At 69.8% G+C, this 26,995-nt stretch carries 29 protein-coding genes and 1 pseudogene; 10 read left to right on the top strand and 20 right to left on the bottom strand.

The window, feature by feature from the left end; all coding sequences use genetic code 11:
• Genes AC5Y31_RS02365 through AC5Y31_RS02350 form a run of 4 tightly spaced genes read right to left on the bottom strand, consistent with a single transcriptional unit; the run spans position 1 to position 3,607 of the window.
• The gene (locus AC5Y31_RS02365; RefSeq protein WP_065026471.1) at positions 1-1,218 is read right to left on the bottom strand and encodes a M50 family metallopeptidase; all 1,218 of its coding nucleotides are present in this window, start codon (positions 1,216-1,218) and stop codon (positions 1-3) included.
• Positions 1,215-2,396: a 1-deoxy-D-xylulose-5-phosphate reductoisomerase gene (gene dxr, locus AC5Y31_RS02360; RefSeq protein ID WP_499977725.1), complete on the bottom strand. Its 1,182-nt coding sequence runs from the start codon at positions 2,394-2,396 to the stop codon at positions 1,215-1,217. Before dxr ends, AC5Y31_RS02365 begins: the two co-directional genes overlap by 4 nt.
• A 19-nt stretch (positions 2,397-2,415) precedes the next feature.
• A complete protein-coding gene (locus AC5Y31_RS02355; protein ID WP_065026470.1) occupies positions 2,416-2,817 on the bottom strand; it encodes a VOC family protein in 402 nt (133 codons plus the stop codon).
• Positions 2,771-3,607, bottom strand: coding sequence for a helix-turn-helix domain-containing protein (locus tag AC5Y31_RS02350; RefSeq protein ID WP_499978112.1), 837 nt, complete (start codon positions 3,605-3,607; stop codon positions 2,771-2,773). Before AC5Y31_RS02350 ends, AC5Y31_RS02355 begins: the two co-directional genes overlap by 47 nt.
• Positions 3,608-3,764: 157 nt before the next feature.
• Between AC5Y31_RS02350 and AC5Y31_RS02345 the strand changes: the two genes are divergently transcribed.
• Positions 3,765-4,016, top strand: a complete 252-nt coding sequence (locus AC5Y31_RS02345) for a DUF2631 domain-containing protein (RefSeq protein WP_065026469.1) — start codon at positions 3,765-3,767, stop codon at positions 4,014-4,016.
• Between the two features lie 21 nt (positions 4,017-4,037).
• Here AC5Y31_RS02345 and rlmN read toward each other — a convergent pair whose 3' ends face one another.
• From rlmN to pyrH, 4 genes are read right to left on the bottom strand one after another with little or no spacing between them, the layout of a single operon-like run.
• Complete coding sequence (gene rlmN / locus AC5Y31_RS02340; RefSeq protein ID WP_499977724.1) at positions 4,038-5,132, bottom strand: dual-specificity RNA methyltransferase RlmN; 1,095 nt, start codon at positions 5,130-5,132, stop codon at positions 4,038-4,040.
• Between the two features lie 24 nt (positions 5,133-5,156).
• On the bottom strand, positions 5,157-6,014 hold the full coding sequence (locus AC5Y31_RS02335; RefSeq protein WP_499977723.1) for a phosphatidate cytidylyltransferase: 858 nt from the start codon (positions 6,012-6,014) through the stop codon (positions 5,157-5,159).
• Positions 6,015-6,036: 22 nt separating this feature from the next.
• Entirely contained in the window at positions 6,037-6,594 is a 558-nt protein-coding gene (gene frr, locus AC5Y31_RS02330; protein WP_065026466.1) for a ribosome recycling factor, read from the bottom strand.
• Between the two features lie 16 nt (positions 6,595-6,610).
• On the bottom strand, positions 6,611-7,384 hold the full coding sequence (gene pyrH / locus AC5Y31_RS02325; protein ID WP_301634935.1) for a UMP kinase: 774 nt from the start codon (positions 7,382-7,384) through the stop codon (positions 6,611-6,613).
• Positions 7,385-7,537: 153 nt separating this feature from the next.
• Here pyrH and AC5Y31_RS02320 point away from each other — a divergent pair, with 153 nt between their 5' ends.
• From AC5Y31_RS02320 to AC5Y31_RS02285, 8 genes are read left to right on the top strand one after another with little or no spacing between them, the layout of a single operon-like run.
• The gene (locus AC5Y31_RS02320; RefSeq protein WP_234787510.1) at positions 7,538-7,867 is read left to right on the top strand and encodes an ArsR/SmtB family transcription factor; all 330 of its coding nucleotides are present in this window, start codon (positions 7,538-7,540) and stop codon (positions 7,865-7,867) included.
• Positions 7,864-8,337, top strand: coding sequence for an NADH-quinone oxidoreductase subunit B family protein (locus tag AC5Y31_RS02315; protein ID WP_065026463.1), 474 nt, complete (start codon positions 7,864-7,866; stop codon positions 8,335-8,337). The genes AC5Y31_RS02320 and AC5Y31_RS02315 overlap by 4 nt, the downstream gene beginning before the upstream one ends.
• On the top strand, positions 8,334-10,274 hold the full coding sequence (locus tag AC5Y31_RS02310; RefSeq protein ID WP_499977722.1) for a proton-conducting transporter transmembrane domain-containing protein: 1,941 nt from the start codon (positions 8,334-8,336) through the stop codon (positions 10,272-10,274). Before AC5Y31_RS02315 ends, AC5Y31_RS02310 begins: the two co-directional genes overlap by 4 nt.
• Positions 10,275-10,279: 5 nt before the next feature.
• The gene (locus tag AC5Y31_RS02305) at positions 10,280-11,233 is read left to right on the top strand and encodes a respiratory chain complex I subunit 1 family protein (RefSeq protein WP_109470883.1); all 954 of its coding nucleotides are present in this window, start codon (positions 10,280-10,282) and stop codon (positions 11,231-11,233) included.
• The gene (locus AC5Y31_RS02300; protein WP_065026460.1) at positions 11,230-11,886 is read left to right on the top strand and encodes a hypothetical protein; all 657 of its coding nucleotides are present in this window, start codon (positions 11,230-11,232) and stop codon (positions 11,884-11,886) included. The genes AC5Y31_RS02305 and AC5Y31_RS02300 overlap by 4 nt, the downstream gene beginning before the upstream one ends.
• A complete protein-coding gene (locus AC5Y31_RS02295) occupies positions 11,886-13,352 on the top strand; it encodes a proton-conducting transporter transmembrane domain-containing protein (protein ID WP_499977720.1) in 1,467 nt (488 codons plus the stop codon). Before AC5Y31_RS02300 ends, AC5Y31_RS02295 begins: the two co-directional genes overlap by 1 nt.
• Positions 13,349-14,821 carry a hydrogenase large subunit gene (locus AC5Y31_RS02290; RefSeq protein ID WP_499977718.1) on the top strand — a complete coding sequence of 491 codons (1,473 nt, stop codon included), beginning with the start codon at positions 13,349-13,351 and terminating at the stop codon, positions 14,819-14,821. Before AC5Y31_RS02295 ends, AC5Y31_RS02290 begins: the two co-directional genes overlap by 4 nt.
• 39 nt (positions 14,822-14,860) lie before the next feature.
• Positions 14,861-15,283 carry a MarR family winged helix-turn-helix transcriptional regulator gene (locus AC5Y31_RS02285; RefSeq protein ID WP_499977716.1) on the top strand — a complete coding sequence of 141 codons (423 nt, stop codon included), beginning with the start codon at positions 14,861-14,863 and terminating at the stop codon, positions 15,281-15,283.
• A 46-nt stretch (positions 15,284-15,329) separates the two neighbouring features.
• Here AC5Y31_RS02285 and AC5Y31_RS02280 read toward each other — a convergent pair whose 3' ends face one another.
• Genes AC5Y31_RS02280 through rpsB form a run of 3 tightly spaced genes read right to left on the bottom strand, consistent with a single transcriptional unit; the run spans position 15,330 to position 18,438 of the window.
• Positions 15,330-16,739, bottom strand: a complete 1,410-nt coding sequence (locus tag AC5Y31_RS02280) for an amidase (protein WP_499977715.1) — start codon at positions 16,737-16,739, stop codon at positions 15,330-15,332.
• A 31-nt stretch (positions 16,740-16,770) separates the two neighbouring features.
• A complete protein-coding gene (gene tsf, locus AC5Y31_RS02275; protein ID WP_065026455.1) occupies positions 16,771-17,586 on the bottom strand; it encodes a translation elongation factor Ts in 816 nt (271 codons plus the stop codon).
• A gap of 15 nt (positions 17,587-17,601) precedes the next feature.
• Positions 17,602-18,438, bottom strand: a complete 837-nt coding sequence (gene rpsB, locus AC5Y31_RS02270) for a 30S ribosomal protein S2 (protein ID WP_024443212.1) — start codon at positions 18,436-18,438, stop codon at positions 17,602-17,604.
• Between the two features lie 247 nt (positions 18,439-18,685).
• Between rpsB and AC5Y31_RS02265 the strand changes: the two are divergent.
• Positions 18,686-19,153, top strand: a pseudogene (locus AC5Y31_RS02265) (M23 family metallopeptidase); the annotation flags it as partial.
• A 2-nt stretch (positions 19,154-19,155) separates the two neighbouring features.
• Here the strand turns inward: AC5Y31_RS02265 and AC5Y31_RS02260 are convergent.
• From AC5Y31_RS02260 to AC5Y31_RS02220, 9 genes are all read right to left on the bottom strand, one after another.
• Positions 19,156-20,055 carry a tyrosine recombinase XerC gene (locus tag AC5Y31_RS02260; RefSeq protein ID WP_499977713.1) on the bottom strand — a complete coding sequence of 300 codons (900 nt, stop codon included), beginning with the start codon at positions 20,053-20,055 and terminating at the stop codon, positions 19,156-19,158.
• Between the two features lie 31 nt (positions 20,056-20,086).
• On the bottom strand, positions 20,087-21,247 hold the full coding sequence (locus tag AC5Y31_RS02255; RefSeq protein WP_499977711.1) for an alpha-hydroxy-acid oxidizing protein: 1,161 nt from the start codon (positions 21,245-21,247) through the stop codon (positions 20,087-20,089).
• 4 nt (positions 21,248-21,251) lie between these two features.
• Positions 21,252-22,109 (bottom strand): siderophore-interacting protein, encoded by an 858-nt coding sequence (locus AC5Y31_RS02250; protein WP_499977710.1) that lies wholly within the window; start codon positions 22,107-22,109, stop codon positions 21,252-21,254.
• A gap of 37 nt (positions 22,110-22,146) precedes the next feature.
• A complete protein-coding gene (gene dprA / locus AC5Y31_RS02245; protein WP_499977707.1) occupies positions 22,147-23,283 on the bottom strand; it encodes a DNA-processing protein DprA in 1,137 nt (378 codons plus the stop codon).
• On the bottom strand, positions 23,280-24,791 hold the full coding sequence (locus AC5Y31_RS02240; protein WP_019736226.1) for a YifB family Mg chelatase-like AAA ATPase: 1,512 nt from the start codon (positions 24,789-24,791) through the stop codon (positions 23,280-23,282). Before AC5Y31_RS02240 ends, dprA begins: the two co-directional genes overlap by 4 nt.
• The gene (locus AC5Y31_RS02235) at positions 24,791-25,159 is read right to left on the bottom strand and encodes a YraN family protein (RefSeq protein ID WP_499977705.1); all 369 of its coding nucleotides are present in this window, start codon (positions 25,157-25,159) and stop codon (positions 24,791-24,793) included. Before AC5Y31_RS02235 ends, AC5Y31_RS02240 begins: the two co-directional genes overlap by 1 nt.
• Before the next feature lie 116 nt (positions 25,160-25,275).
• Positions 25,276-25,941 carry a GNAT family N-acetyltransferase gene (locus AC5Y31_RS02230; RefSeq protein ID WP_499977703.1) on the bottom strand — a complete coding sequence of 222 codons (666 nt, stop codon included), beginning with the start codon at positions 25,939-25,941 and terminating at the stop codon, positions 25,276-25,278.
• A gap of 41 nt (positions 25,942-25,982) precedes the next feature.
• On the bottom strand, positions 25,983-26,288 hold the full coding sequence (locus AC5Y31_RS02225) for a DUF2469 domain-containing protein (protein WP_012393608.1): 306 nt from the start codon (positions 26,286-26,288) through the stop codon (positions 25,983-25,985).
• A complete protein-coding gene (locus AC5Y31_RS02220; protein ID WP_065026446.1) occupies positions 26,285-26,992 on the bottom strand; it encodes a ribonuclease HII in 708 nt (235 codons plus the stop codon). The genes AC5Y31_RS02225 and AC5Y31_RS02220 overlap by 4 nt, the downstream gene beginning before the upstream one ends.
• Between the last annotated feature and the right edge of the window lie 3 nt (positions 26,993-26,995).

Here is a 26,995-nt window from a genome sequence, read left to right as displayed (position 1 = left end):
TCAAAACAGCCTGATCGGATTGACCAAGTCGGCGGTCACGGTGAGCAGCATGTAGCCGACCACCACTACCAAGACTACGTACGTGGCCGGCATCAGCTTGAGATAGTTCACCGGTGCGGCGGCGACCTTCCCGCGTGCCGACCGGACCACGTTGCGCAGCTTTTCGTAGAGTGCGATCGCGATGTGCCCGCCGTCGAACGGCAGCAGTGGCACCAGGTTGAGCACACCCAGAATGAAGTTCAGCTGCGCCAGGAAGAACCAGAACGCCACCCACAGGCCGTGATCGACGGTGTCGCCGCCGATGATCGAGGCGCCCACCACGCTGATCGGGGTTTCCGGGTCGCGCTCCCCGTTCGGGTTGCCGATCGCGTGCATCAGCGCACCGACCTTGGACGGGATGTTGGCCAGCGACTTGCCCAGCAGCACCGACAGGTCGCCGCTGAAAGCGAAGGTGGCCGGCACCGCCGTCAACGGGTTGTATTGGGTGGGCCCGAACTGGGCGGCCCCCACCCCGATGGCGCCGACGGTGCTGGGTACGGCCGCGCTGTCGCGCCCATCGGCGATCCAGCGCTGGGTCGGGGTCACATCAACGTATTTGGTCAGTTCGGTGCCGTCGCGTTCGACGACGACCGGTGTCACGCCGTGCTGCTTGCGCACGGCGGCGGCCATCTCCTCGAAGGTCGACACGGGCGTGTCGCCGACCTTGACCACCACGTCGCCGGACTGGATGCCGGCCAGCGCCGCCGGACCGGGACCGGCGCAGGGGCCCAGCTCGCCCTTGACGACTTCCGGTGCCACGCAAGCCGTTTCGCCGATGACGGCGGTGGTCGGCGCGTGCAGGTTGGGCAGGCCCCAGATCACCGCGATGCCGTAGACCAGCACCAGGCCGATGATGAAGTTCATCCCGGGCCCGGCGAACAGCACCGCCACCCGCTTCCAGGTCTTCTGCTTGTACATGGCGCGGTCGACTTCGTCGGGCGCCAGTTCCTCCACCGCGGTCATGCCGGCGATGTCACAGAAGCCACCGGCCGGAATCGCCTTGAGGCCGTATTCGGTCTCGCCACGGCGCGTCGACCACAAGGTGGTGCCGAACCCGACGAAATAACGCCGCACCTTCATGCCGGTGGCGCGGGCCACCCACATGTGACCGCATTCGTGCAGCGCCACCGACACCAGGATGGCCAGCGCGAACAGCGCGATGCCGATCGCGAACATCATCGCGTGCTTCCGACCTTTCTCGTAGCTGTCGCCTCGACGGCGCGAGCCGCTCGTTCCTTGGCCCAGCGCTGCGCGTCGAGTACCTCGTCCACGGTAGCGGGTTGTGCCGCCCACTGGTCGGCCGCGGCCAGCACATCGGCGATGGTGTTCACGATCGCGGGAAAGCCGATCCGGCCTTGCAGGAATGCTTCGGCTGCTTCTTCGTTCGCGGCGTTGTAGACCGCGGTCATGCAGCCGCCGATCTGACCGGCGTGGCGGGCCAGCTGAACGGCCGGGAAAACCGCCTGGTCCAGCGGCTCGAATTCCCACGTCGACGCGCTGGTGAAGTCGCAGGCCGCGGCCGCGCCGGGCACCCGGGCCGGCCAGCCCAGGGCCAGCGCGATCGGCAGGCGCATGTCCGGCGGGCTGGCCTGGGCGATCGTCGACCCGTCGGTGAAGGTGACCATGGAATGCACGACCGACTGCGGATGCACGACGACGTCGATGCGGTCGTAGGGCACGCCGAACAGTAGGTGGGTCTCGATGAGCTCGAGTCCCTTGTTCACCAGCGACGCCGAGTTCAGCGTGTTCATCGGGCCCATCGACCAGGTGGGGTGCGCGCCGGCCTGCTCGGGCGTGACATGTTGAAGATCCGCGGCACTCCAGCCCCGGAACGGCCCGCCGGAGGCGGTGAGTACCAGCTTGGCGACCTCGTCGGGCGTGCCGCCCCGCAGGCATTGCGCCAGCGCGGAGTGCTCGGAGTCCACCGGCACGATCTGGCCGGGCTGGGCGGCTTGCAGCACCAGCGGGCCGCCGGCGATCAGCGATTCCTTGTTGGCCAGGGCGAGACGGGCGCCGGTGTCCAGCGCGGCCAGCGTGGGACGCAGTCCCAGGGCGCCGACCAGAGCGTTGAGCACCACGTCGGCCTCGGTGTCCTCCACCAGCCGGGTGACGGCCTCGGGTCCGCGGTAGGGGGCGTCGAGGGCCTCACCGACCTGCGTGTCGGCGACGGCGAGGTTGGCGACGCCGGTCTCGGCGCACTGGGTGGCCAGCAGTTCGGGATGGCCGCCGCCGGCCGCCAGCCCGACCAGCTCGAAGCGATCCGGATTGGCGGCGATGACCTGCAACGCCTGGGTGCCGATCGAACCGGTCGAGCCCAACAACAGGACTTTGGTCCGGCGCCGCGCAGACACACTCACCTGCCCATTGTGCCCGAGATCAGTCGCGTGGTTCCCCGGTGTAGTCGCCGAAGCTGAACAGGTTGCCCTCCGGGTCGCGGACGACGAACTCGCGGGCCCCGTAGTCGGTGCCGGCCAACGGCGACACGACGTCGGCGTTGCGGCTCACGATCCGCTCGTAGAGGCCGTCGGGGTCGGCGGTGACGATGTAGCCGCCGGCGGTGCCAGGCTCACGGCACCAGTCGTTGCCGGGCTGGTGGCTACCCAGCATGATGCCGCCGGTGCCCTCGGGCCAGAGCAGTTCGGCATGTTTGACCGTGTCGCCGTCGACGCCGTGGCGGGCGGTGACGACGAACCCGAAGGTGTCGACGTAGTAGTCGATGAGTTTGCGAGCGTCATGCGCCTGCAGGGTCAACCAAACGGTCGGATTCGAAGTGGTCATGACACCACTGTGACCTTGCGGCGTGGCCGCCGTCTTGAATGTTTTGGAACTCCTCGGCCAGCCAGACCCCCGGCGGCACACCGGCGAACCGAACGAACTCGCGGGTCAGGTGTGCCTGGTCGGCGTAACCGGCCTCGCCGGCGATACCGGCCAGATCGACACGGCGGCGTCCGCGCGCCGCGTCCGCCATCCGAGCGGTGGCGTATTCGAAGCGCATCAGCAGCGCCACCGCCTTCGGGGTTCGCCCCACCTCGCGGCGGAACAGCGTGGTCAGGTGCCGCTGACTCAGCCCGACCTGGTCTGCGACGACGGCCACCGGCGTGCGCCCCCGGCTGCGCTCCAGCAGATGCCAGGCGTAGGCGACCTCGGGTCGCACGCTGGCGCGGCACCGGCGGCCGGCCATCAGATATTGCGCAACCAGCGCGAACGCGTCGGGCCACCCGCGGGTGTCGGCAACCCGCTCATGTAGTCGCGCCGACGCGCGGCCCAACACCGGCGCCGCGTCGAAGTCGGTCACGCTCAGCTCGGCGGCCGGTACGCCGAACACCGCCCGCGCGGCCAGCGGGTGCAGGGCCACCTGCACACCGGTCTGTCCGCGGCGCTGCCGCACGTGGCTGGCCTGCTCGTGCAGGCCGCCGAGAATGATCGGAGTCGGCCGCGCCGCCGGCAGCGCGTCGGCGGTCCCGGCGGCTTCGACCCCCTCGTCGAGGCTGACGATGAAGGTCAGGGTCGACGACGGAAGTCCCCGGTGCACGGTCTCGGGGACGTCCAGCGCGCGGTAGCCGACCATCGACGTCACGCCCGGCGCAGTGCGCGGCGGCGCCACGACGAAATCCCAGACCTGCGGCCCGTCGACGGCATCAGTGGCCATGGCCTCCACGGTAGGTGGCCGAGTTGCCATATGTCAGAATGTTGCGCAGTCGCTCAGCTGAAAGTAGGGAGTCGAAGTGGCCGGTACCGAAGTGGAACGCCATGGTGTGGACACCGCCGAGGTGCCCTCGGCGGCCTGGGGCTGGAGCGCGATCAACCACCGCACCTGGCACATCGTCGGCCTCGGCATCGTCGGATTCCTGCTGCTGATGCTGCGCGGTAACCACATCGGCCACGTCGAGGACTATTTCCTGCTCGCGTTCGCCGCGCTGTCGCTGTTCGTCGTGCTGCGCGACATCATCGGCCGCAAGCGCGGCTGGCTGCGCTAAGCGCCAGATCCCCGGGCGCCTTTACTGGTCTTCCGCCGCCAATTGACCGCAGGCCGCGGCGATCTCGCGCCCGCGGGTGTCACGCACGGTGCACTCCACGCCCTGGGCCCGCACGCGCCGGACGAACTCCCGCTCCACCGGCTTGGGGCTGGCATCCCAGTCGCTGCCCGGGGTCGGATTGAGTGGAATCAGGTTGACATGCACCAATTGCCCCAGCGCCTTGTGCAGTTTGCGGCCTAACAGATCGGCCCGCCAGGGCTGGTCGTTGACATCGCGGATCAGCGCGTATTCCACCGACACCCGCCGGCCGGTCACGTCGGCGTAGTAGCGGGCGGCGTCGAGCGCTTCGTCGACCTTCCAGCGGTTGTTGACCGGGACCAGCGTGTCGCGTAACTCGTCATCCGGAGTGTGCAGCGACAGCGCCAAGGTGACCCCCAGCCCCTCATCGGCGAGCTTGCGGATTGCCGGGGCCAGCCCGACCGTCGACACCGTCACCGATCGCGCCGAGATGCCGAACCCGTTGGGCGGCGGCTCGGTGATCCGGCGGACGGCGGCCACCACCCGGGCGTAGTTGGCCAGCGGCTCCCCCATGCCCATGAACACGATGTTGGACAGGCGCCCGTGATCCCGATCCCGTAGCTCCACCGCCGCCGCCCGCACCTGCTCGAGGATCTCGGCGGTGGACAGGTTGCGGGTGAGCCCGGCCTGGCCGGTCGCGCAGAAGGGGCAGGCCATGCCGCAGCCGGCCTGGGATGAGATGCACACGGTGTTGCGGCGCGGGTAGCGCATCAGCACCGACTCGAATTTGGTGTGGTCGTGTGCCCGCCACAACGTCTTGCGGGTCTCGCCGGCATCGCACTCGATCTCGCTGGCCGCGGTCAGCAGGCTGGGGAACAGCGCGTCGGCCACCGCGGAGCGCACCCCGGCCGGCAGGTCGGTCATCTGCTGCGGATCGGCGATCAGCCTGCCGTAGTAGTGGTGGGCGAGCTGGTTGGCCCGGAACGCCGGCAAGCCCAGTTCGGCGACGGCGGCGGCACGCCCGGCCGGGTCGAGGTCGGCCAAATGGCGCGGCGGCAGGGCCCGCCGCGGTGCGGTGAACACCAGCTGTTGCGTCATGATCTGTTCCAGTATGCCGGTGACTCACGGCAGAACGGTCAGCACGATCCAGGTCACCACGGCCGACGGCAGCAGCGCGTCAAGCCGGTCCATGATGCCGCCATGGCCGGGCAGCAGCCGGCCCATGTCCTTGATGCCCAGGTCGCGTTTGACCTGAGACTCGATGAGGTCGCCGAAGACTCCGGTGAACACCAGCAGCACCCCCAGCGGCAGCCCCACCCACCACGGCCGGTCGAGGAACATCGTCACCGCGAACACCGCCGCGGCGACACCGAGCACCATCGATCCGGCGAAACCCTCCCAGGACTTCTTCGGGCTGATCGCCGGCGCCATCGGGTGCTTGCCGAACAGCACACCGACGGCGTACCCGCCGATGTCGGAGAAGACCACCGGAAACAGCAGGCACAGCACCCGGCCGGGACCGTCGTCGCGGAAAACCAGCAGGGCCGCGAAGCTCATGCACAGCGGCACCCAGACCGCGATCAGGATCATCGCCGACACGTCCCGCAGGTAGTTGACCGGGGCGTGGTGCAGCCCCTTGTCGACCAGCCGCCACATCATGGAGATCACGATGGTGGCACCGAACGCGCCCAGCACTCCCCGGGCCCCGAACGGCAGCGACAGCCACAGCATCGCCTGCCCGCCGAGGGCCAGCGGGATGAACGGCACGTCGTAGCCGACTTCACGCAGCCGCCTGGTGATCTCATGGGTGGCGATCGGCGTGGCCACCGCCAGAATCAGCACCCAGAAGCGCGGCGCGAACAACAGGGTGTAGACCAGCATCCCGGCGAGCAGCGCCCCCACCACGATCGCGGCGGGGAGGTTGCGTCCCGCCCGCGACTGCTTTGGACCGGTGGGTGCACCGGTGTCGTTGTCTGCCACGGGTTTTGACTGCTGACGGCCGCTAGACCTCCAGCAACTCGCCTTCTTTGTGCTTGACGAGTTCGTCGATCTGGCTCACGTACTGCTGGGTGGATTTGTCCAGGTCCTTCTCCGCCCGGCCGACCTCATCCTCACCGGCGTCGCCGTCCTTGCGGATGCGGTGCAGCTCCTCCATCGCCTTGCGGCGGATGTTGCGCAGCGCGACCTTGGCGTCCTCGCCTTTGCCCTTGGCCTGCTTGACCAGTTCCTTGCGCCGCTCCTCGGTGAGCTGCGGCACCGCCACCCGAATCAGGGCACCGTCGTTGCTGGGGTTCAGGCCCAGATCCGAGTTGCGGATCGCGGTCTCGATGGCGCCCAGCTGGGACGCCTCGTACGGCTTGATCACCACCAGCCGCGCCTCGGGCACGTTGATGCTGCACAGCTGGGTGATCGGGGTGGGCGAACCGTAGTAGTCGATGACGATCCGGGAGAACATGCCCGGGTTGGCCCGGCCGGTGCGAATGGTGGCCAAATCGTCGCGAGCCACCGCCACGGCCTTCTCCATTTTCTCTTCGGCGTCGAAGAGAGCCTCGTCGATCATGTGCGCCTCTCCTCTTTTAGGTGGTGACCAGTGTCCCGATCTTCTCACCCGCGACGGCCCGGGCGATATTTCCGTCGGTCAGCAGGTTGAACACCAGGATCGGCATGCCATTGTCCATGCAGAGGCTGAACGCGGTGGCATCGGCCACCTTCAGCCCACGGTCGATGACCTCGCGATGGCTGATCGAGGTGAGCAGTTCGGCGTCGGGGTCCAGGCGCGGGTCCGCGGTGAAGATGCCGTCGACCGCCTTGGCCATCAGCACCACCTGAGCGCCGATCTCCAGCGCCCGCTGGGCGGCGGTGGTGTCGGTGGAGAAATACGGCAGGCCCATGCCGGCACCGAAGATCACCACCCGGCCCTTCTCCAGGTGCCGCTGGGCACGCAACGGAATGTAGGGCTCGGCGACCTGGCCCATCGTGATCGCGGTCTGGACCCGGGTGTCGATGCCTTCCTTCACCAGAAAATCCTGCAACGCAAGACTGTTCATCACGGTGCCGAGCATGCCCATATAGTCCGAGCGCATCCGTTCCATGCCGCGCTCCTGCAACTGGGCGCCGCGGAAGAAGTTGCCGCCGCCGATGACGACCGCGACCTGCACACCGTCGCGGACCACTTCGGCGATCTGGCGGGCGACCTGGGCAACGACGTCGGGATCGAGCCCGACCTGCCCGCCGCCGAACATCTCCCCACCGAGTTTGAGCAGCACCCGCGAGTAATGGGGGCGGCCGGTCGGTGACACCGGGTCGGTACTCGTCGGCTCCGTCATCAGGCTCCTCGGGGCTCCGCGCATGACAGCGCCATCGCAGAATCGTCCGCGACGGCAGTTGTCATCCTGCCCTACCGGGCCGGTCAAACGGTGCGCGGGGGTGGTGACCCCGACAGCAAAAGAGCACAGCAGATGAAAAAATTTTCAATTGATGTTTTCGCTGCTATGGTCGGGTCCGTGCCGAACTCGCTGCCCCAGCTGAAGGCCGAATTCTTCAAGACTCTGGGCCACCCCGCCCGGATTCGGGTACTCGAGCTGCTGGCGGACGGCGACCGCACCGTCGGCGAGCTGCTAACCGAGATCGGGTTGGAGGCGTCCAACCTGTCTCAGCAGCTGGCGGTGCTTCGGCGCGCGGGAGTGGTGGTGGCGACCAAGGAGGGCAACACGGTGGTCTACTCCATCGCCTCGCCGGTGATCACCGAACTGCTCGCGGTGGCGCGCAAGGCGCTGACCGGGCTGCTCAACGATCAGGTCGCCCTGCTCGACGATCTGCGGGCCGGCCGATGAGCTGGCTCAGCAGGATCTTGCGGCTCGGCCGCATCACCGAACCGGCCGGCGCCCGCCCGCCCGCCGACCCGCCCCGCGGGCTGTCCGGCTCGGTGCAGGTACGTCACGTCGACGCCGGATCATGCAACGGATGCGAGATCGAGATCGCCGGGGCCTTCGGTCCGGTGTATGACGCCGAACGGTTCGGCGCCCGGCTCGTCGCGTCCCCGCGGCATGCCGACGCACTGCTGGTCACCGGGGTGGTCACCCGCAACATGGCCGAACCACTGCGCAACACCGTCGAGGCCACCCCGCACCCGCGGCGGGTCATCGCCTGCGGTGACTGTGCGCTGAACCGCGGGGTGTTCGCGCAGGCGTACGGGACGGTGGGCGCCGTCGGTGAGGTCGTGCCCGTGGACGTCGAGATTCCCGGCTGCCCGCCCACCCCCGACCAGATCGTCGCCGCACTTCGGTCGGTGACCGGAAGGTGACTGACTCCCACCTCTCGCGTAGCAACGCCGTCGGCCCACTACTCAGCGGTTCGACGACGATCGGACTGGGCGCCGCCGGAGTCGGTGTCGGGTTGACCGGCGTGTTCAGCGACGTGCCGGCGATCCGGATCGGCTGGCTGCTGCCGCTGCTGGGCGTGCAGCTGCGGGTGGAGCCGGTCGGCGGCTTCTTCATGGTGCTGACCGGTGCGGTGGCGGTGGCGGCCGGCCTGTATTGGATCGGCTACTCCCGGCACGAGAAATTCGGCGCCATTCCGCTGATGGCCCTGCCGGTGTTCGTCGGCACGCTGCTGGCCGTCCCGGCGGCGGGATCGGTGACCACGTTCCTGTTCGCCTGGGAACTGATGGCGCTGAGCTCACTGGTGTTGGTGCTCACCGATCAACACCGCAGCGAGGTGCGCTCGGCCGCACTGATTTACGCGGTGATGACGCAGCTGGGCTTCGTGGCGTTGCTGGTGGGGATGGTGATGCTGGCGGCGGCCGCCGGTGACGAGTTCGCCGGGATCGGCGCGGTGCCCGACGGCGTGCGCAACACGGTCTTCGTGTTGACCCTGATCGGTTTCGGCTCCAAGGCCGGTCTGCTGCCGTTGCACGCCTGGCTGCCACGGGCGCATCCGGAAGCGCCGAGCCCGGTCTCCGCGCTGCTCAGTGCCGCCATGGTCAATCTCGGTGTGTACGGCATCATCCGCATCGACCTGCAACTGTTGGGGCCCGGTCCCCGATGGTGGGCGTGGGCGCTGCTGATCGCCGGCGGCGCGTCGGCGATGTACGGGGTGTTGCAGGCGTCGGTGGCCACCGATCTCAAACGCTTGCTTGCCTATTCGACAACGGAGAACATCGGGTTGATCACCCTGGCCCTGGGCACCGCGACCTTATTGGCGGGCGCCGGCTCGCAGCCGGCCGCGGCGGTGGCGCTCACCGCGGCACTGCTGCACCTGATCGCCCACAGCGCGTTCAAGAGCCTCGGGTTCTTCGCCGCCGGATCGGTGCTGGCCGCCACCGGCCTGCGCGACCTGGACCGGCTCGGCGGCCTGGCCCGCCGGATGCCGGTGACCACCGCGCTGTTCGGGGTGGCCGCCCTCGGCGCCGCCGGTTTGCCGTTGGGGGCGGGTTTCGTCAGCGAATGGCTGCTGATCCAGTCGTTGATGCACGCCCGGGCCGGCCACGATGTCGCCATCGCGCTGGTGATGCCGCTGGCGGTGGGGGCGGTGGCGCTGACCGTCGGGCTGGGTGTGGCCGCCATGGTCAAGGCGTTCGGGATCGGTTTTCTGGCCCGCCCGCGCTCGGATGCCGCGGCGGCGGCGCGAGAATCACCCGGCACGATGATCGCCGCGATGGCGCTGCCCGCGGCCGCCTGCGTGGTGCTGGCCGTCGCCCCCGGTGCGGTGGGCCCGATGCTGACCCGGGTGCTCGACACGCTGCCAGTGTTCGGCGAGGCGCCGGCGCTCGGGGTGTTCCTGCACCTGCCGGGCCTGCACGCTTCCATGGCACCGGCCCTGCTGGCCGCCGCGCTGGCCGCCGCCGTGCTGATCGTGGCGATCGGTTCCCGATGGCGCTCGCGCCAACGACCCGAGCCGGCCACGGTGCCACTGTGGGCCTGCGGCGCCGAAGATCTGACCCCGCGCATGCAGTACACCGCGACGTCGTTCGCCCAACCGCTGCAGCAGGTCTTCGACGACGTGCTGCGTTTCGACACCGGCGTCGAGGTGAGCGGCCAGGCAGCGTCGACCTATGTGGTCGAGCGAATCGCCTACCGGGCGCGGGTCGCCGACGTCATCGAGGAGCGCTGGTACGCCCCGGTACTGCGGGCCGTCGCCGGGGCCGCGCAGCTGGTGCGGCGCGCCCACACCGGCAGCGTGCACCTGTACCTGGCCTACGGCGCGCTCGGCGTGCTGATCGCTGCGCTGGTGGCGCGATGAACGCGATGACTTTTCTGGCCGGTTTCGTGCAGGTCGCCGGTGTCATACTCGGCGCCCCGCTGGTGATCGGCCTGATGCGACAGGTCCGGGCGCGCGCCGAAGGCCGCGCCGGCGCCGGAGTCCTGCAACCGTGGCGCGACCTGCGCAAGCTACTCGGCAAGCAGCTGCTCAAGCCACTCGGCACCACCTGGGTGTTCGCCGCGGCGCCGGCCGCACTGGCCGCCACCACGCTGGTCATCGTCGCCACCGCACCGCTGGTGGCGACGGGCTCGCCGCTGGACCCGGTCGCCGATCTGATCACCGTGGTGGGACTGCTGTTCCTGGGCACCGTGGCGCTGGCGCTGGCCGGAATCGACACCGCGACGGCATTCGGAGGGATGGGCGCAAGCCGGGAGATCACCATCGCAGCACTGGTAGAACCGACCATTCTGCTGGCGGTGTTCGCGCTGTCGATTCCGGCGGGGTCGGCCAATCTGGGCGCCATCGTCGGCAACACCATCGAGCACCCCGGCCAGATGATCTCGTTAGCCAGTGCGCTGGCGTTCGTCGCGCTGGTCATCGTCATCGTCGCCGAGACCGGCCGGCTGCCGGTGGACAATCCGTCCACCCACCTGGAGCTGACGATGGTGCACGAGGCCATGGTGCTCGAATACGCCGGCCCCAAGCTCGCCCTGATCGAGTGGGCCGGCGGCATGCGGCTGACGGTGCTGCTGGCGCTGCTGGCCAACCTGTTCTTCCCGTGGGGCATCGCCGGGGCGAATCCGAGCCCGGTCGACCTGGCGGTGGGCGCCGGTGCGATCGCGATCAAGGTGGCCCTACTGGCGGGCGCCCTGGCCGGCATCGAGGTGTTCATCGCCAAACTGCGACTGTTCCGGGTGCCCGAATTGCTGGCCGGGTCCTTCGTGTTGGCGTTGCTGGCCGTCACGGCAGCGAACTTCTTCACCGGGGCGGGCGGATGAGCTACGACAACATGCTGGATCTGGCCGCCGGCGGCGTGCTGCTGGCCGCGGTGCTGGCCGTCTGGCGCCGCGACCTGTCGGCGATCGTGCGGGGGCTGCTCGTCGCCCAGGGCGCTGCGCTGGCCGCCATCCCGGTGATTCGCGGTGTGCAGGACCATGATCGGGCCCTGATCGCGGTGGGGGTCGGGGTGTTCGCCGTGCGCGCCGTCGCGCTGCCCTGGCTGTTGGCCCGCGCGCTGGGCGCCGAACGGCAGGAACGCCGCGAAGCCACCCCCCTGGTCAGCACCGCCGCATCACTGCTGGTGGTCACCGCCCTGGTGGTCGCGGCGTTCACGATCGCCCAGCCGGTGGTCGACCTGCAGCGCAGCACCGCGACCAACGCCGCCCCGGCCGCTATCGCCACCGTGTTGGTCGCACTGTTCATGATGGCGACCCGCCGCCATGCCATTTCACAGGCGGTCGGACTGCTGATGCTGGACAACGGGATCGCCGCCACCGCCTTCCTGCTGACCGCCGGTGTCCCGCTGATCGTCGAACTCGGCGCGTCGCTGGATGTCCTGTTCGTGTTGATCGTGCTCGGTGTGCTGACCGGCCGTTTGCGCAACGCCTTCGGCGGAGTGGACCTGGACCTGCTGCGGGAGTTGCGCGACTGATGACACCACTGATGCTGCTTCCGTTTCTGGCACCCGTTGTGGCGTCGCTGATTTCCGTCGTGGTCGGCTGGCGCCGGCTCAGCGCTGTCGCGACGTTGGTGTCGGCGCTGACGATTCTGGGGAGCGGGGTCGCCCTGGGGTTTCGGCTTGACGACCGCGCGCATCTGGCACTGAACGGCTTCCTGCGCGCCGACGCGCTGTCGGTGACCATGCTGATCGTGATCGGTGTGGTCGGCAGCCTGGCGACCTGGGCGAGTATCGGCTACATCGACGCCGAGCTGGCCCGCGGGGTGACCGATCCTCGTGGCGCACGGCTGTACGGCATCCTCACCCCGGCGTTCCTGGCTGCGATGGCTCTTGCGGTGTCGGCCAACAACATCGGGGTGGTGTGGGTCGCCGTTGAGGCCACCACGGTGGTGACCGCGTTTCTGGTCGGGCACCACCGCAGCCGTGCCGCGCTGGAGGCCACCTGGAAGTACGTCATGGTGTGTTCGGTGGGCATCACCATCGCGTTCCTGGGCACCGTCCTGCTGCACTTCGCCGCTCGCCATGCCGGTGCCGGCAGCGAGGATGCGCTGCACCTCGACGTCCTGGTGGCCCATGCCGCCGGACTCGACCCGGCGGTCACCCGGTTGGCCGGTGCCCTGTTGCTGATCGGCTACGGCGCGAAGATGGGTCTGGCACCGTTTCACAGCTGGCTGGCCGATGCGCACAGTCAGGCACCGGCGCCGGTTTCGGCATTGATGAGCGGGGTCCTGCTGTCCGTCGCGTTCTCGGTGCTGATCCGGCTCAAGCCGATCGTCGACGCCGCGGTGGGCCCCACATTCCTGCGTACCGCGCTGCTGATCACCGGGTTGGCCACGATGCTCATCGCCGCGCTGCTGCTGACCGTCACCGCCGATCTCAAACGGATGCTGGCCTATTCGTCGATGGAGACGATGGGCCTGATCGCGGTCGCCGCTGCGGCCGGCACCGTGCCGGCGATCGCCGCGCTGCTGCTGCACGTGCTGGCGCACGGGGTCGGCAAGACAGTGCTGTTCCTGGCCGGCGGCCAGCTGCAGGCCGCCCACGGCACCACAGCGATCAGCGAGATCACCGCGGTGCTGGGCAGATCACGGCTGGTGGGCGGCGCATTCGCCGTCGGCATGGTGGTGCTGCTCGGCTTGCCGCCGTTCGCGATGTTCGCCAGTGAGCTGGCGATCGCCATGTCGCTGGCCGACGCCCAGCTGGCCTGGGCCCTGGCACTGGCACTGACGGCGCTGTTGGTGGCGTTCGCCGCGCTGACCGCGAACTCCGGCCGCATGCTGCTGGGCGCCGCGAGCGCCGGCGGACCGGCGATCCGGGTGCCGGCCACAGTCGCGGCCGCGCTGGTGGCCGGTGTGCTGGTCTCAGTGGCCCTGGGAATAACCGCGGGCCCGTTGGCGGGCCTGTTCACCACCGCCGCAACCCAGCTGGGGGCACTGTGACAGCGACGGTTACCCGCGCTGCGGTCACCGACACCGAGCTGGCCGGCGCGGCCGCGGGGTTGCTGGCCGACGGCTTCCGGCTCGCACTGGTTGCCGCCCACGACGACGGCGACAGCCTGCGGGTGGTGTATCTATTCCTGGCGGGCCGGCCGGACCGACGTACCGAGCTGACCCTGACCGTCCCGGCGCAGCGGCCATCGATACCCTCCCTGGCCGGGCTGTCGTTTCAGGCCGGCCGCTTCGAGCGGGAGATGCTCGACCTCTACGGGATCACCCCGGTCGGCCATCCCCAGCCCCGCCGCCTGGTACGGCACGCGCACTGGCCGGAGAATTGGCACCCGATGCGCAACGATGCCGGGCCACCGCCGGATTTCGTTGCGGCGGGCCGTTTCCCGTTCCTCAATGTCGAGGGGGCCGGTGTCTACGAGATTCCGGTCGGGCCGGTGCATGCCGGCCTGATCGAGCCGGGGCACTTCCGCTTCTCGGTGGTCGGGGAATCGATACTGCGGCTCAAGGCGAGGCTGTGGTTCGTGCACCGCGGAATCGAGCGACTGTTTGCCGGCCGGGCCGCCGGCGCCGCCGTCGAACTCGCCGAGCGGATCAGCGGTGATACCTCTGCCGGCCACGCACTGGCGCACAGCCTGGCCGTCGAGGACGCCCTCGGGCTCCAGCTGCCGGATCCGGCGCACCGGTTGCGCGCTCTGCTCGTCGAACTCGAGCGGCTCTACAACCACGCCGCCGATCTGGGCGCATTGGCCAACGATGTCAGCTTCGGGTTGGCCAACGTCCACGCCCAACGCGCCCGCGAGCAGCTACTGCGGATCAACGCGCACGTGACCGGCCACCGCTTGTTGCGCCAGGCGATCCGGCCGGGTGGCGTTGTGCTGCAAACACTCCCCGATCCGGAGCAGCTGCAGGAGCTGGCCGACGACATCGCCGAGATCGCCGAGCTTACGTTGGGCAACTCGGTGATCTACGACCGGTTGGCCGGCACTTCGGTGCTGCATCGGGCCGATGCGGAAGCGCTTGCGACACTGGGCTATGTGGCACGGGCCAGCGGGCTGGTCACTGATGCCCGCCTCGACCATCCGCTGACCGACCTGCCGGTGACCGAGGTGACGGCGACGGCCGGCGATGTGCTCGCCCGCTATACGGTCCGTCGCGACGAGTTCGCCGCCTCGGTGGCGCTGTGCCGCAACCTGATCGAGAACCATCGCGGGCCGCTCGAGTTCACGGCGGATATTCCCGCGGCGGGCGGGTCCGGCGTCGGGATCGTCGAGGGCTGGCGCGGCACCATCGTGCACCGGGTGGAGATCGGCGCCGACGGAGTCATCACGCGCGCCAAGATCGTCGACCCGTCCTGGTTCAACTGGCCCGCGCTGCCGGTTTGCATGAGCGACACCATCGTCCCGGACTTCCCGCTGACGAACAAAAGCTTCAACCTGTCGTATGCCGGAAACGATTTATAGCGGCTCGTAACCGCGACCCGGTATGTCAGGATCTTTGATATGAGTGACGTGGACAGCGCTCCGCTGGGTTATCTGCTGTACCGGGTCAGCTCGGCGCTGCGCCCGCAGGTCTCGGCGGTGCTCGGACCGCTGGGGCTGACGCTTCCCGAATTCGTGTGCATGCGGGTGCTTTCGGTGCGCCCGGGGTTGTCCAGCGCCGAGTTGGCCCGCCACACCAGCGTCACACCGCAGGCCATGAACACCGTGCTGCACCGGCTGCAGAACCGGGGCGCGGTGAGCCGGCCGCAGTCGGTGCCGTCCGGGCGGGCGCTGCCGGCGACGCTGACCGACGCCGGTCGCGAACTGCTGACACAGGCCGAGGAGGCGGTGCGGGTCGCCGACGGCCGGGTTCTGGCGGCCCTGAGTCCGTCCGAACAGCACCGGTTCCGGCAGATGCTGGAACGAATCGGCGACCAGTGTTGATGGCGGCGGCCCGCTTCGCCCGGCTTCGCCGCGCTTGCGACCGCCGCTAGCCCCGGCCGGTGATCGTGGGCCAGGGCTTGGCCGCCTCCAGTTCGTAGGCCAGCTCCAACAGCCGGGCGTCCTGGCCGAAATGGGCGCTGAACATCATGCCCACCGGCAATCCGGCCGCAGACTCGGCCAGCGGCAGCGAGATCGCCGGGTCACCCGAGGCGTTCTGCAGCGGGGTGAACGCCACCCAGTCCATCAGCCGGTCGATGATCTGCTGATAGTCGGCGGTGGGATCCAGGTGGCCGACCTTGGGGGTCTCGTGGGCCAGTGTCGGGGTGAGCACCACGTCGTAGCTGCGGAACAACCGCGCGGTGTGGCGGCGCAGACTCGCCAGCCGGGCGATCGCCAGCGGCAGCCGGTGCAGGCGCCGGGAGGCATGGCGATCCAGCCCCAGCGTCAGGTTGTCCAGCCGGCTGCGGTCGAAGGTGGGGCCGAACATCCGCCGCCCCCCGCGCACCAGCGCGGTCGCCAGAAACGCCCAGTAGAGCAGGAAGTCGTCGGCGAACGACTCGGGCACCGGCGGGCGGTCGAGGTATTCGACGCGGTGGCCGAGCTCCTCGAGCAGCGCGGCGATCTTCAAGGTCAGCTCGCGCATCTCCGCCGATGTCTCGCGCTGGATCGACTGGGTGATCACCGCGATCTTGAGCCGCTGGGCACCCGGTGCCCGGACGTCGCCGATGGGCGGCAGCTTGGTATTGCGCCAGATCCGCTCCGCTTCGGCGTAGAAGGCCGCGGTGTCCCGCACCGAGCGGGTGACCACCCCGTTGTAGACGATGCGCACCGGCATGGCGCGCAGGTCTTTGTCCAGCGGCAGCCGGCCCCGCGACGGTTTTAGGCCGACCAGGCCGTTGCAGGCCGCTGGGATGCGGATGGAGCCGCCGCCGTCGTTGGCGTGGGCGATCGGCACCACCCCGGCCGCGACGAACGCCGCCGAACCCGACGACGACGCCGCCGCGGTGTAGTCGGTGTTCCACGGGTTGCGCACCGCGCCCAGCCGCGGGTGCTCGGCGGCGGCGCTGAACCCGAATTCGGACAGCTGGGTCTTGCCCAGCGCGATCAGCCCGGTACCGAGGTAGAGCCGGGCGAAGTCGCCGTCGGCGGCAGCGGCGTGCGGCTGCCACGCGTCGGTGCCCTGCATGGTCGGCATCCCGGCGACGTTGACGTTGTCTTTGACGAACGTCGGCACGCCCGCGAAGTAGCCCCCGCGGGGTGCCGTCGCCTCGGTCCGGGCGCGGTCGAACGCCTGGTAGGCCAGCGCGTTCAGCTGCGGGTTGACCGCCTCGGTGCGCGCAATCGCGGCGTCGACGAGCTCGGCGGGCGACACGTCGCCTGATCGGATCCGCTGAACCAGGCCGACCGTATCGGAGTCACCGAGCGCGTCGTCGCCGAAAGCGTGGACATGTTGCATGTCCTGACGCTAGCAAGGCCACCAGGACCGTTTAGGCCTGGCCGACCTCGAACCGCGCGAAGCGGGTCACGCTCACGCCCGCTTCGTCGAGCAGCGCCTTGACCGTCTTCTTCGAGTCGGACACCGACGACTGCTCCAGCAGCACCACGTCCTTGAAGAAGCCGGTCACCCGGCCTTCGACGATCTTGGGCAGGGCAGCCTCGGGCTTGCCCTCCTCCTTGGCCGTCTCTTCGGCGATGCGGCGCTCGTTGGCCACCAGGTCGGCGGGCACGTCGTCGCGGCTCAGGTACTTGGCCTTGAGCGCGGCGATCTGCAGCGCCACCGCGTGGGCTGCCTCGGTGTCCGAACCGGTGTACTCGACCAGAACACCCACCGCCGGCGGCAGGTCGGAGGCCCGCTTGTGCAGGTAGGTCTCCACGGTGCCGTCGAAGTAGGCGACCCGGCGCAGTTCGAGCTTCTCGCCGATCTTGGCCGACAGCGCCTCGATGGCCTCACCGACGGTGCGGTCCCCCATCTTGGCGCTCTTGAGCTCCTCGACATCGGAGGTCTTGGCCGCCGCGGCGGCGGTGACGACCTCTTCGGCCAGCGCCTTGAACTCATCGTTCTTGGCGACGAAGTCGGTCTCGGAGTTCAGCTCGATCAAGGCGCCGCCCTTGGCGGCGACCAGGCCTTCGGCGGTGGCGCGCTCGGCGCGCTTGCCGACGTCCTTGGCGCCCTTGATGCGCAGTACCTCAACGGCCTTGTCGAAGTCGCCGTCACTCTCGGCCAGCGCGTTCTTGCAGTCCATCATGCCTGCGCCGGTCAGTTCCCGAAGCCGCTTGACGTCGGCAGCGGTGTAGTTCGCCACTGTTGTGTGCCTTTCCTACGATGCGTCGGTGGTGGTTTCGGCGCCGGCAGCTGCGGCGTCGGCGTCGGGCGCCGAGGTGGTGGCGCCCGCCAGCAGCTCCTGCTCCCACTCGGCCAGCGGCTCAACCGCTTCGGCCGCAGCCTTGCCCTCGCCGTTGCCCTGACCCGCCCGGGCCTGCAGCCCCTCGGCCACCGCGGAGGCGATGACCTTGGTCAGCAGCGCCGCCGAGCGGATCGCGTCGTCATTGCCCGGGATCGGGTAGTCGACCAGGTCGGGGTCGCAGTTGGTGTCCAGGATCGCGATGACCGGGATACCCAGCTTGCGGGCCTCGCCGACGGCGATGTGCTCCTTGTTGGTGTCGACGACCCAGACCGCCGACGGCACCTTGGCCATGTCGCGGATACCGCCGAGGCTGCGCTCCAGCTTGTTCTTCTCGCGGGTCAGCATCAAGATTTCCTTCTTGGTGCGTCCCTCGAAGCCGCCGGTCTGCTCCATGGCCTCAAGTTCCTTGAGCCGCTGCAGACGCTTGTGCACGGTGGAGAAGTTGGTCAGCATGCCGCCCAGCCAGCGCTGGTTGACGTAGGGCATGCCGACCCGGGTGGCCTCGGCCGCGACCGACTCCTGGGCCTGCTTCTTGGTGCCGACGAACATGATCGACCCGCCGTGCGCGACGGTCTCCTTGACGAACTCGTACGCCTTGTCGATGAAGGTCAGCGTCTGCTGCAGGTCGATGATGTAGATGCCATTGCGGTCGGTGAAGATGAACCGCTTCATCTTGGGATTCCAACGACGGGTCTGATGCCCGAAGTGGGCGCCGCTGTCCAGCAGCTGCTTCATGGTTACAACAGCCATGAGTCCATGATTCCTTTGTGTCGGTTGTCGCCCGGCGACGGGTGAGGCCGGGCCCTGGTGACTGCTGAGATGCCGGACCCCTGTCGGGGACCGCCGGCATCCGGTTGTATTGCAGACACGCGAAGTCAGTCCGCATACGCGAACTGCGCAGATGAGTTTACACCGCCCGAACAGGTGCTTTGTCCACAGCGGTGACTGGCCGGTTTCCGGGCCGCCGGGGTGAACTGGGCGAATGCGGTGTGTGGCATTGTTCCTGGTCGCAAGCCTACTGCTGGCCGCCCCGGCGCACGGCGACGCGGCGCGACTGGACTGGCCGCTGCGTCCGCGGCCGGCGGTGGTGCGGGGGTTCGATGCGCCGCGGCCGGACTGGCAGCGCGGCCACCGGGGGGTGGATCTGGCCGGCGCCGCAGGTCAGCCCGTGTATGCCGCCGGGAGCGCGACCGTGGTCTTCGCCGGCCTGGCGGGTGGCGTGCCGGTGGTGTCGCTGGCCCACCCCGGCGGACTGCGCACCAGCTATCAGCCGGTTCGCGCGTCGGTGCGGCCCGGCCAGCGGGTGGCCGCGACGACGGTGATCGGCGCCCTGGACTCCGGCCATCCGAGCTGCGGTGCCGCGGCCTGCCTGCACTGGGGCGCGATGTGGGGCCCGGCCGCGCGCGCCGACTACCTCGACCCGCTGGGACTGCTGGCTTCCACGCCGATCCGGCTCAAGCCGCTGCGCTAGGCCCGGGGGTGGGCCCGCTCGTGCACCGCACGCAGGCGCGCGACCGTGACATGGGTGTAGAGCTGGGTGGTGGCCAGGCTGGAGTGCCCGAGCAGTTCCTGCACGATGCGCAGATCCGCCCCGCCCTCCAGCAGATGGGTGGCCGCGGTGTGGCGCAACCCGTGCGGCCCCATATCGGGGGCGCCACCGACCGCGGCGACGGTCTGGTGCACAACGGTGCGGGCCTGCCGCGGGTCCAGGCGCCCGCCGCGGGCTCCGAGCAGCAGGGCCGGGCCGGACTCCGCGGTCGCCAACAGTGGGCGCCCGCGGGCCAGCCAGGCCTGCAGCGCCTCGGCGGCCGGTTCGCCGAACGGCACCGTCCGCTGCTTGTTGCCCTTGCCGAGCACTCGCAGCAGCCGACGTCCGGAATCGACGTCGTCGAGATCCAGACCGCACAGTTCGCTGACCCGCACGGCGGTGGCATACAGCAACTCAGCGATCAAACGATCCCGCAACGCCAGCGGGTCATTTTGCTGCGCACCGGATTTCGCGGCCACCATCGCGGCGTGCGCCTGGTCCGTGCGCAATACCGCGGGCAGCGTCCGGCGGCCCTTGGGCAGCGCAAGACGCGCCCCGGGATCGGATGCGAGCAGGCCGCGCCGGGCCGCCCAGGCGGTGAACGTCTTGACCGTCGAGGTGCGCCGTGCCAGCGTGCTGCGGGCCGCGCCGGCGCCGGCCTGCTGGGCCAGCCAGCTACGCAGCAGCGGCAGGCTCAGGGCCTCGATACCGCTGTGCCCGCGCTCGGCGAGAAACACGAACAGCGACCGCAGGTCACCGAGGTAGGCACGCCGGGTGTGCTCGGAACGTCCCCGCTCCAAAGCCAGGTGCTCGTCGAACTCCTGGAGAATCGCGTCCACCGGGTCACGGTGGCAGAAGGCGTCCAAATGCTCACGTGACGCGCCGCAGCGTGTCCGGGGTGAGATCAAGCCGTGACGGATAGCCGTCGACCGCCATGATCAGGTCGGCCTCGGCCAGTAGCGAGCGCAGCACGTGCACGATCCCGTCGACCCCGCCCAGCGCCAGCCCGTAGGCGTACGGCCGGCCGATTCCCACCGCGGTCGCGCCCAACGCCAGCGCCTTGATGATATCGGCGCCGGTGCGGACGCCCGAATCGAACAGCACCGGCAGCCCGTCGGCGGCCGCCACCACCGCCGGCAGGCAGTCCAGCGCCGGCAGCCCGCCGTTGGCCTGACGCCCGCCGTGGGTGGAGCAGTAGATGCCGTCCACGCCGCCGTCTTTGGCGCGCCGGGCGTCATCGGGGTGACAGATCCCCTTGACGATCAGCGGCAGATCGGTCAACGACCGCAACCACGGAAGGTCGTCCCAGGTCAGCGGGTTGCCGAAGGTTTGCACCCAGGACAACACGGCCGCCTGCGGGTTCTCTTCGGGCGGTTGGGCCAGCCCCGCACGGAATACCGGGTCGGAGAAGTAGTTGGCCAGGCAGTGCCCGCGCAGCTGCGGGAAGTTCGAGGTCGCCAGGTCACGCGGCCGCCAGCCCGGAACCCAGGTGTCCAAGGTGACGACGATGGCCTTGTAGCCTGCCGACTTAGCACGGCGCACCAGGCTTTCGGCCAACTCCCGGTTCTTGGGCGTGTACAGCTGGAAAATCCCTGGGGTGTCGCCGAATTCGGCGGCCACGTCCTCCAGCGGGTCGGCGGTCAGGGTGGACACCATCATCGGAACGCCGGTGGCCGCCGCGGCCCGGGCGCTGGCCAGGTCGCCGTGGCCGTCCTGGGCGCAGATACCGATGACACCGATCGGTGCCATGAAGATCGGGGACGGCAGCCGCAGTCCGAACATCTCGATGGACAGGTCGCGTTCGGTGGCGCCGACGAACATCCGCGGAATGAGCCCCCACCCGTCGAACGCCGTCACGTTGGCCCGCTGGGTGCGCTCGTCGCCGGCACCGCCGGCCACATACGACCACACCGACGGGGAAAGCGCCGCCGCGGCTTTGGCCTCCAACTCGGTGTAAGTCATCGGCAGCCCAGGCACCACCCCGGCCAGGCCCTGCAGATAGATCTCGAACTGGTAGTCCCCGAACGCCATGTCGCTAGCCCGCCGCGGCTTCGGCTGCTTCTTTGCTGGCGAGTTCCTTCTTCCACTGCCGGAACGTCTCTTCGGTGCGACCGCGCCGCCAGTACCCCGAGATCGAGGTCCACTTGGCCTCCACCTCGCGCTCCTTGCGGATGTAGGGCCGCAGGTTGTGCATGACGGCCTGCGCCTCGCCGTGGATGAACACCTGAACCTGGCCGGGCAGCCACAAGGTGGTGGTGACCGCCTCGACGAGCGGGGCGTGGTCGCCGGCCCGGTCCTGCCCGACCAGATCGGCGCGCCCGCCGCGGTGCAGCCAGTTCAGCTGCACCCCCTGCGGAGCGGCCAGCGCGAGCTCGTCGTCCGGGCCGGCGACCTCGATGAACGCCTTGCCGACCGCGTCGGCCGGCAGCGCCTCCAGGGCGGCCGAGATCGCCGGCAGCGCGCTCTCGTCACCGGCCAGCAGATGCCAGTCGGCGGTGGGGTCGGGCGCGTACGCGCCGTTGGGGCCCATCAGATAGACGGGCTGGCCGGGCTGAGCTCCGGTGGCCCAGGGGCCGACGACGCCGTGGTCGCCGTGCACCGAGACGTCGATGGCGATCTCGCGGGCGACCGGATCGGCGCGCCGCACCGTGAGGGTGCGGATCACCGGACGATCCTCCTCGGGCAGGCCGTCGAAGCTGTCCAGTGTCAACGGCTGCGGCAGCGCGGCGACGTCGATGCCCTGGCGCACAAAGACGACTTTGACGTAGGAGTCGGTGAATTCGCTCGGGCGGAAGGTGCCGTACCCGGGGCCACCCAACACCACCCGCACCATATGTTCGCAGAGTTGCTCGGTGCGGACCACCGCGAAGGTGTGAACCGGTCTTCCTGCCACGCTGCCTCCCCATTGCTGTTCTCGCCGACTATACGAGCTACCGTCTGCGCCGGACTATCGCCCAACTGCCGTCGCGACGCTCGACCAGACCCGCCACCTCCAGCATCGCCAACGGCCCGAACACCTGTGCCGGGGCCAGACCGGATGCGATCGCGACCTGATCGACGGTCGCCGTGCCGCGGCCCGGCAGAGCTTCGTAGACCCGACGTTCGGCGGCGCTGAGTCCGTCCAGCGGGGTCACCGGATGTGGCGGGACGGCGGCCAGCTCCCCTACCCGCCCGGCCAATTCGATCACCTCGTCGGGTCGGGTGACCAGTTCGGCGCCGGCGCGCAGCAACACGTGACAGCCGGCCGACGCCGCGCTGGTGACCGGCCCGGGAACCGCGGCCACCGGGCGGCCCAGCAGCCGCGCCCACGCGGCGGTGTTGGCCGCGCCGCTGCGCAGACCGGCCTCGACCACCACGGTGGCGCCGGCCAGCGCCGCCACCAGCCGGTTGCGGGTCAGAAACCGGTGCCGGACCGGACGGACCCCGGGCGGATATTCGGTGACCAGGAGACCATTGCCGCCGATACGGTGCAGCAGCGCGGAATGGCCTGCCGGATAACTGATGTCGATGCCGCCGGCCAATACCGCCACCGTGGTGCCGTCGGCGGCGAGCGTGGCGCGGTGCGCCGCACCGTCGATGCCGTAGGCGCCGCCGGAGACCACCGCCACGTCGCGTTCGACCAGCCCGGCGGCCAGGTCGGCGGCCACCAGTTCGCCGTAAGCGGTTGCCGCCCGGGTCCCGACGATCGCCGTGGCACGCTCGGCGACCTCATCCAGGAGCGCTGGGCCCAGCGCCCACAGCACCATCGGCGGGCTGCAATCCGGTTTCTTCGCGGCCGCCGCACCAGCGAAGGCGACGAACGCCAGCGTCGGCCACTCGTCGTCGTCGGGGGTGATCAGGCGGCCACCGCGTCGGGTGAGTAATTCCAGATCCGTGGCGGCCAGGTCGATCTCCCGGCGAGCCTCGGTGTGCTTGGCCAGTTCCGTGTCGACCGCACCGCACTTGATCCGCTCCGCGGCCTCGACGGCACCGACCCGCCCGACCAGCGCGGCCAGGTCTGGGCGCGGCGGCTCGGCGACCCGGGACAGGTAAGCCCAGGCCAGCAGGGTGCGGTCGTCGGGGCTCATCGGTTCGCGCCCGGTTGACGAAAGCTCAGGGCCGCGGCGATCTCGTCCGGCCCGGGTGAGGTCCGCCCGGCCAGGTCGCTCAGTGTCCAGGCCACGCGTTGAGTTCGCACCGCACCGCGGATGGACAGCAGTCCGCGGTCCAGCGCGGTGCGCAACGGGGCCATCGCAGCCGTACCGAGCCGAAACCTGCGGCGCAGCAACGCCCCGCTGACCTCGGCATTGGTGCGAAATCCGTGCGGCCCCCAGCGTTGCGCCGCCGCAGCGCGTGCCTCTGCCACCCGGGACCGTACCTGCGCGCTCGACTCGCCGTCGACGACGGAGAATGCCCCGGCCCGCACCGGATGCATCTCCACCCGCAGATCCACCCGGTCCAGCAGCGGTCCCGACAGCCTGCCCAGGTAGCGTCGCTTCTCCATCGGTTTGCACGTGCAGTCCCGCGGGTCGGCCGGCGCACACGGGCAGGGGTTGGCCGCCATGACCAGCTGGAAGCGGGCCGGATAGCACGCGACGCCGTCGCGGCGGGCCAACCGGACCTCCCCGTCCTCGAGCGGTGTGCGCAACGCCTCCAGGGCGCTGACCCGGATCTCGGCGCACTCGTCGAGGAACAGCACCCCGCGGTGCGCGCGGCTCACCGCCCCGGGCCGCGCCATTCCCGAACCGCCCCCGACGAGCGCCGCGACGCTGGAGCTGTGGTGCGGTGCGATGAACGGCGGGCGGGTGATCAGCGGCGCGCTGCCGGACAACAGCCCGGCCACCGAATGGATCGCGGTGACCTCCAGTGACTCGTCCTCGCTCAGCATCGGAAGGAGTCCCGGAAGACGTTGGGCCAGCATCGTTTTCCCGACCCCGGGCGGGCCCGTCAACATCAGGTGGTGCGATCCGGCCGCCGCCACCTCGACCGCGAACCGCGCTTGGGCCTGACCGACCACGTCGGCCAGGTCCGCGCCCGGCTCCGCCCCCGGAGCCGCGGTGGTGATCCGGCCGTGCAGCCGTGACTTGCCCTCCAGCCAGCCGTGCAGCTGTCCCAGCGTCGCCACGCCGCAGACCTCGATGCCGTCCACCAGGCTGGCTTCGGCGAGGTTGTCCACCGGCACCACCGCGCGCGCCCAGCCGTCGTTCCTGGCCGCCAGCACCGCGGGCAACACCCCGTTCACCGGCCGGATCCGCCCGTCCAGCGCCAACTCACCGAGCAGCACCGTCTTCTCCAGCCGCGACCAGGGCGTGTCGCGATCCGCCGAGAGCACGGCCGCGGCCAGGGCGATGTCGTAGACGGAACCCATCTTCGGCAGCGTGGCCGGTGACAGTGCCAAGGTCAGCCGGGCCTGCGGCCACCGCTGCGCGCTGTTGGTGATCGCGGCCCGCACCCGATCCCGCGATTCCTGTAATGCGGCGTCGGCCAGGCCGACCAGATGCACCCCCGGCAGGCCCGAGGCGATGTCGGCCTCGATCTCCACGATCAGACCATCGAGGCCGCGCATGGCGACCGAATAGGCCCGCCCCAACGACATCAGCCCACCCCCCGCAGGTGGGTGATCTGCGGGATTTGGCACCGCCGGATCCGCACCCTGATCACGTCCACGCGGACCGCGTCCCAGTGGGATTGCCGGCCGGCGAGCCACACTCCGGCCAGCCGGCGCACCCGGCGAACCTTCTCCGGCGGGACCGCGTACGCCAGCCCGCCGAACCCGTCACCGGTGCGGGTTTTCACCTCGACGAACACCACGGCGCGCGCGGCCGCATCGGCAGCTATCACGTCCAGTTCGCCGTACCGGCACCGCCAGTTGCGGGCCAGGATCGTCCACCCCTGCGCGATCAGGTGGTCGACGGCCAGCTGTTCCCCAAGCGCCCCCAGCTCGGCGCGCGTCATGGTTGTCATGCCGGCCAGGGTCGGTCATCGCACCGACAGCGTCGAGCCGCGCTGTACCGAAAACGGCTGCAGCTCAGTCAGTTGTCCCCAGTCGCGACTTCATCCACAGCCGCCAGGTTACGGATCTAGCCGGCGTGGGCGCCCGGAGCCCGAACCACCAGCGGCACACCGGGGAAGTAGGCCGCCAGCTCCGTACGGGCGCGGCGCAGCGCGGCGGTGCCGTAGCCCATCTTGCGGTATTCGGGGTGGATCCAGATCCGCACGTTCACCTCGCCGCGGCTGAGGTCGCCGAAGACCATGCCGATCTTCTGCGCACCGTCGATGGCGACGAACAACGCGGCGTCCTCGTCATCGACCCGGGACAGCGCGGAGCGGATCTCGTCGTCGAGAACGCCGGCCGGAGCGCCGGACCCGTCGCCGCTGGCGCCGACGTCGGTGGTGCGCAGCTCGAAGATGTCACGATCGGCCTCGCCGGCGAACGGGCGGAGCACCAGCGTTTCCCCGGAGCTGGCCGGGCGGTCGCCGAGGGTGAAGGTCAGCTCGTTGTTGAGGTCGTCGAGTTCGGCGGCGATCCGGCTCCGGGAATCCTTGGTCAGCTGATCCAACGACATCCCGATCACCGCTTCGCAGCCCGCCGGTGAGGTGCCGAGCAGGTTCGCGATCGCCTGCACCGCCGACGCGCGGTCTTCGGCGTCCACGATCACGTCGAGTACCTCGTGGCGACGTTCCATGGCTTTGAGCAGGGCATCGGTGATCTCCCGACGGGAGACGGCACGGTCGACAGCGGTCATGTCAGTCAGCCTAGACCGAACCCGCCGGTGACGCTGGGGTGTTATTCGGGCAGCCGCAGCTCGGGCTTTTCGACCTCTTCGATGTTGACGTCTTTGAAGGTGACCACCCGTACCTGCTTGACGAACCGCGCCGGTCGGTACATGTCCCACACCCACGCGTCGGCCAAGCGCAGCTCGAAATACACCTCGCCGTCGGCGTTGCGCGGCACCATCTCCACGCTGTTGGCCAGATAGAACCGCCGCTCGGTCTCCACGACGTAACTGAACTGCCCCACGATGTCCTTGTATTCGCGGTACAGCGAGAGTTCCATCTCGGTTTCGTACTTTTCGAGATCTTCGGCACTCATCGGCTCAGCTGTCCTTCTGCTCGGTTCGTCTCCATTGTCCCTGTCGCCGCCGCGGCCAGCGCCGCCACGTTGCGCACGTTGATGAATGAGTAGCGGTGGTGACTGCTGGGCCCCAGCGCCGTCAGCGCCGCGGTGTGCGCGGCGGTGGAGTACCCCTTGTGCTCGGCGAAGCCGTAGCCGGGGTCGTCCAGCGCCGCCATGTACCGGTCGCGGGTGACTTTGGCCAGCACGCTCGCCGCGGCGATGCAGGCCGCCGCGCCGTCGCCGCCGACCACCGGCAGCGACGGCATCGGCAGTCCCGGTACCCGGAACCCGTCGGAGAGCACGTAACCCGGGCGCAGGGCCAGCCCGGCCACCGCGCGCCGCATGCCTTCGATGTTGGCCGCGTGCACGCCGCGCACGTCGACGTCGGCCGGTGCGATGAACACCACGTGGTAGGCCAGCGCGTGCCGGCGGATCACCGGGAACAGCTGTTCACGGGTCTTCTCGGTGAGCTTCTTGGAGTCGTCGAGCGCCGCCAGCGCGGCGGGCCGGCTCGGCCCGAGCACACAGGCGGCCACCACCAGCGGTCCGGCGCAGGCGCCGCGGCCCACCTCGTCGACCCCGGCCACGGGCCCCAGCCCACTGCGATATAGCGCCGACTCCAGGGTGCGCAGCCCCGGTGAGCGGCGGATCACCGTGCGCGGCGGCCAGGCCGGGGCCATCGC

Source organism: Mycobacterium sp. NGS18 (assembly GCF_059813185.1).
This window is presented reverse-complemented; position numbering and strand designations above follow the sequence as displayed.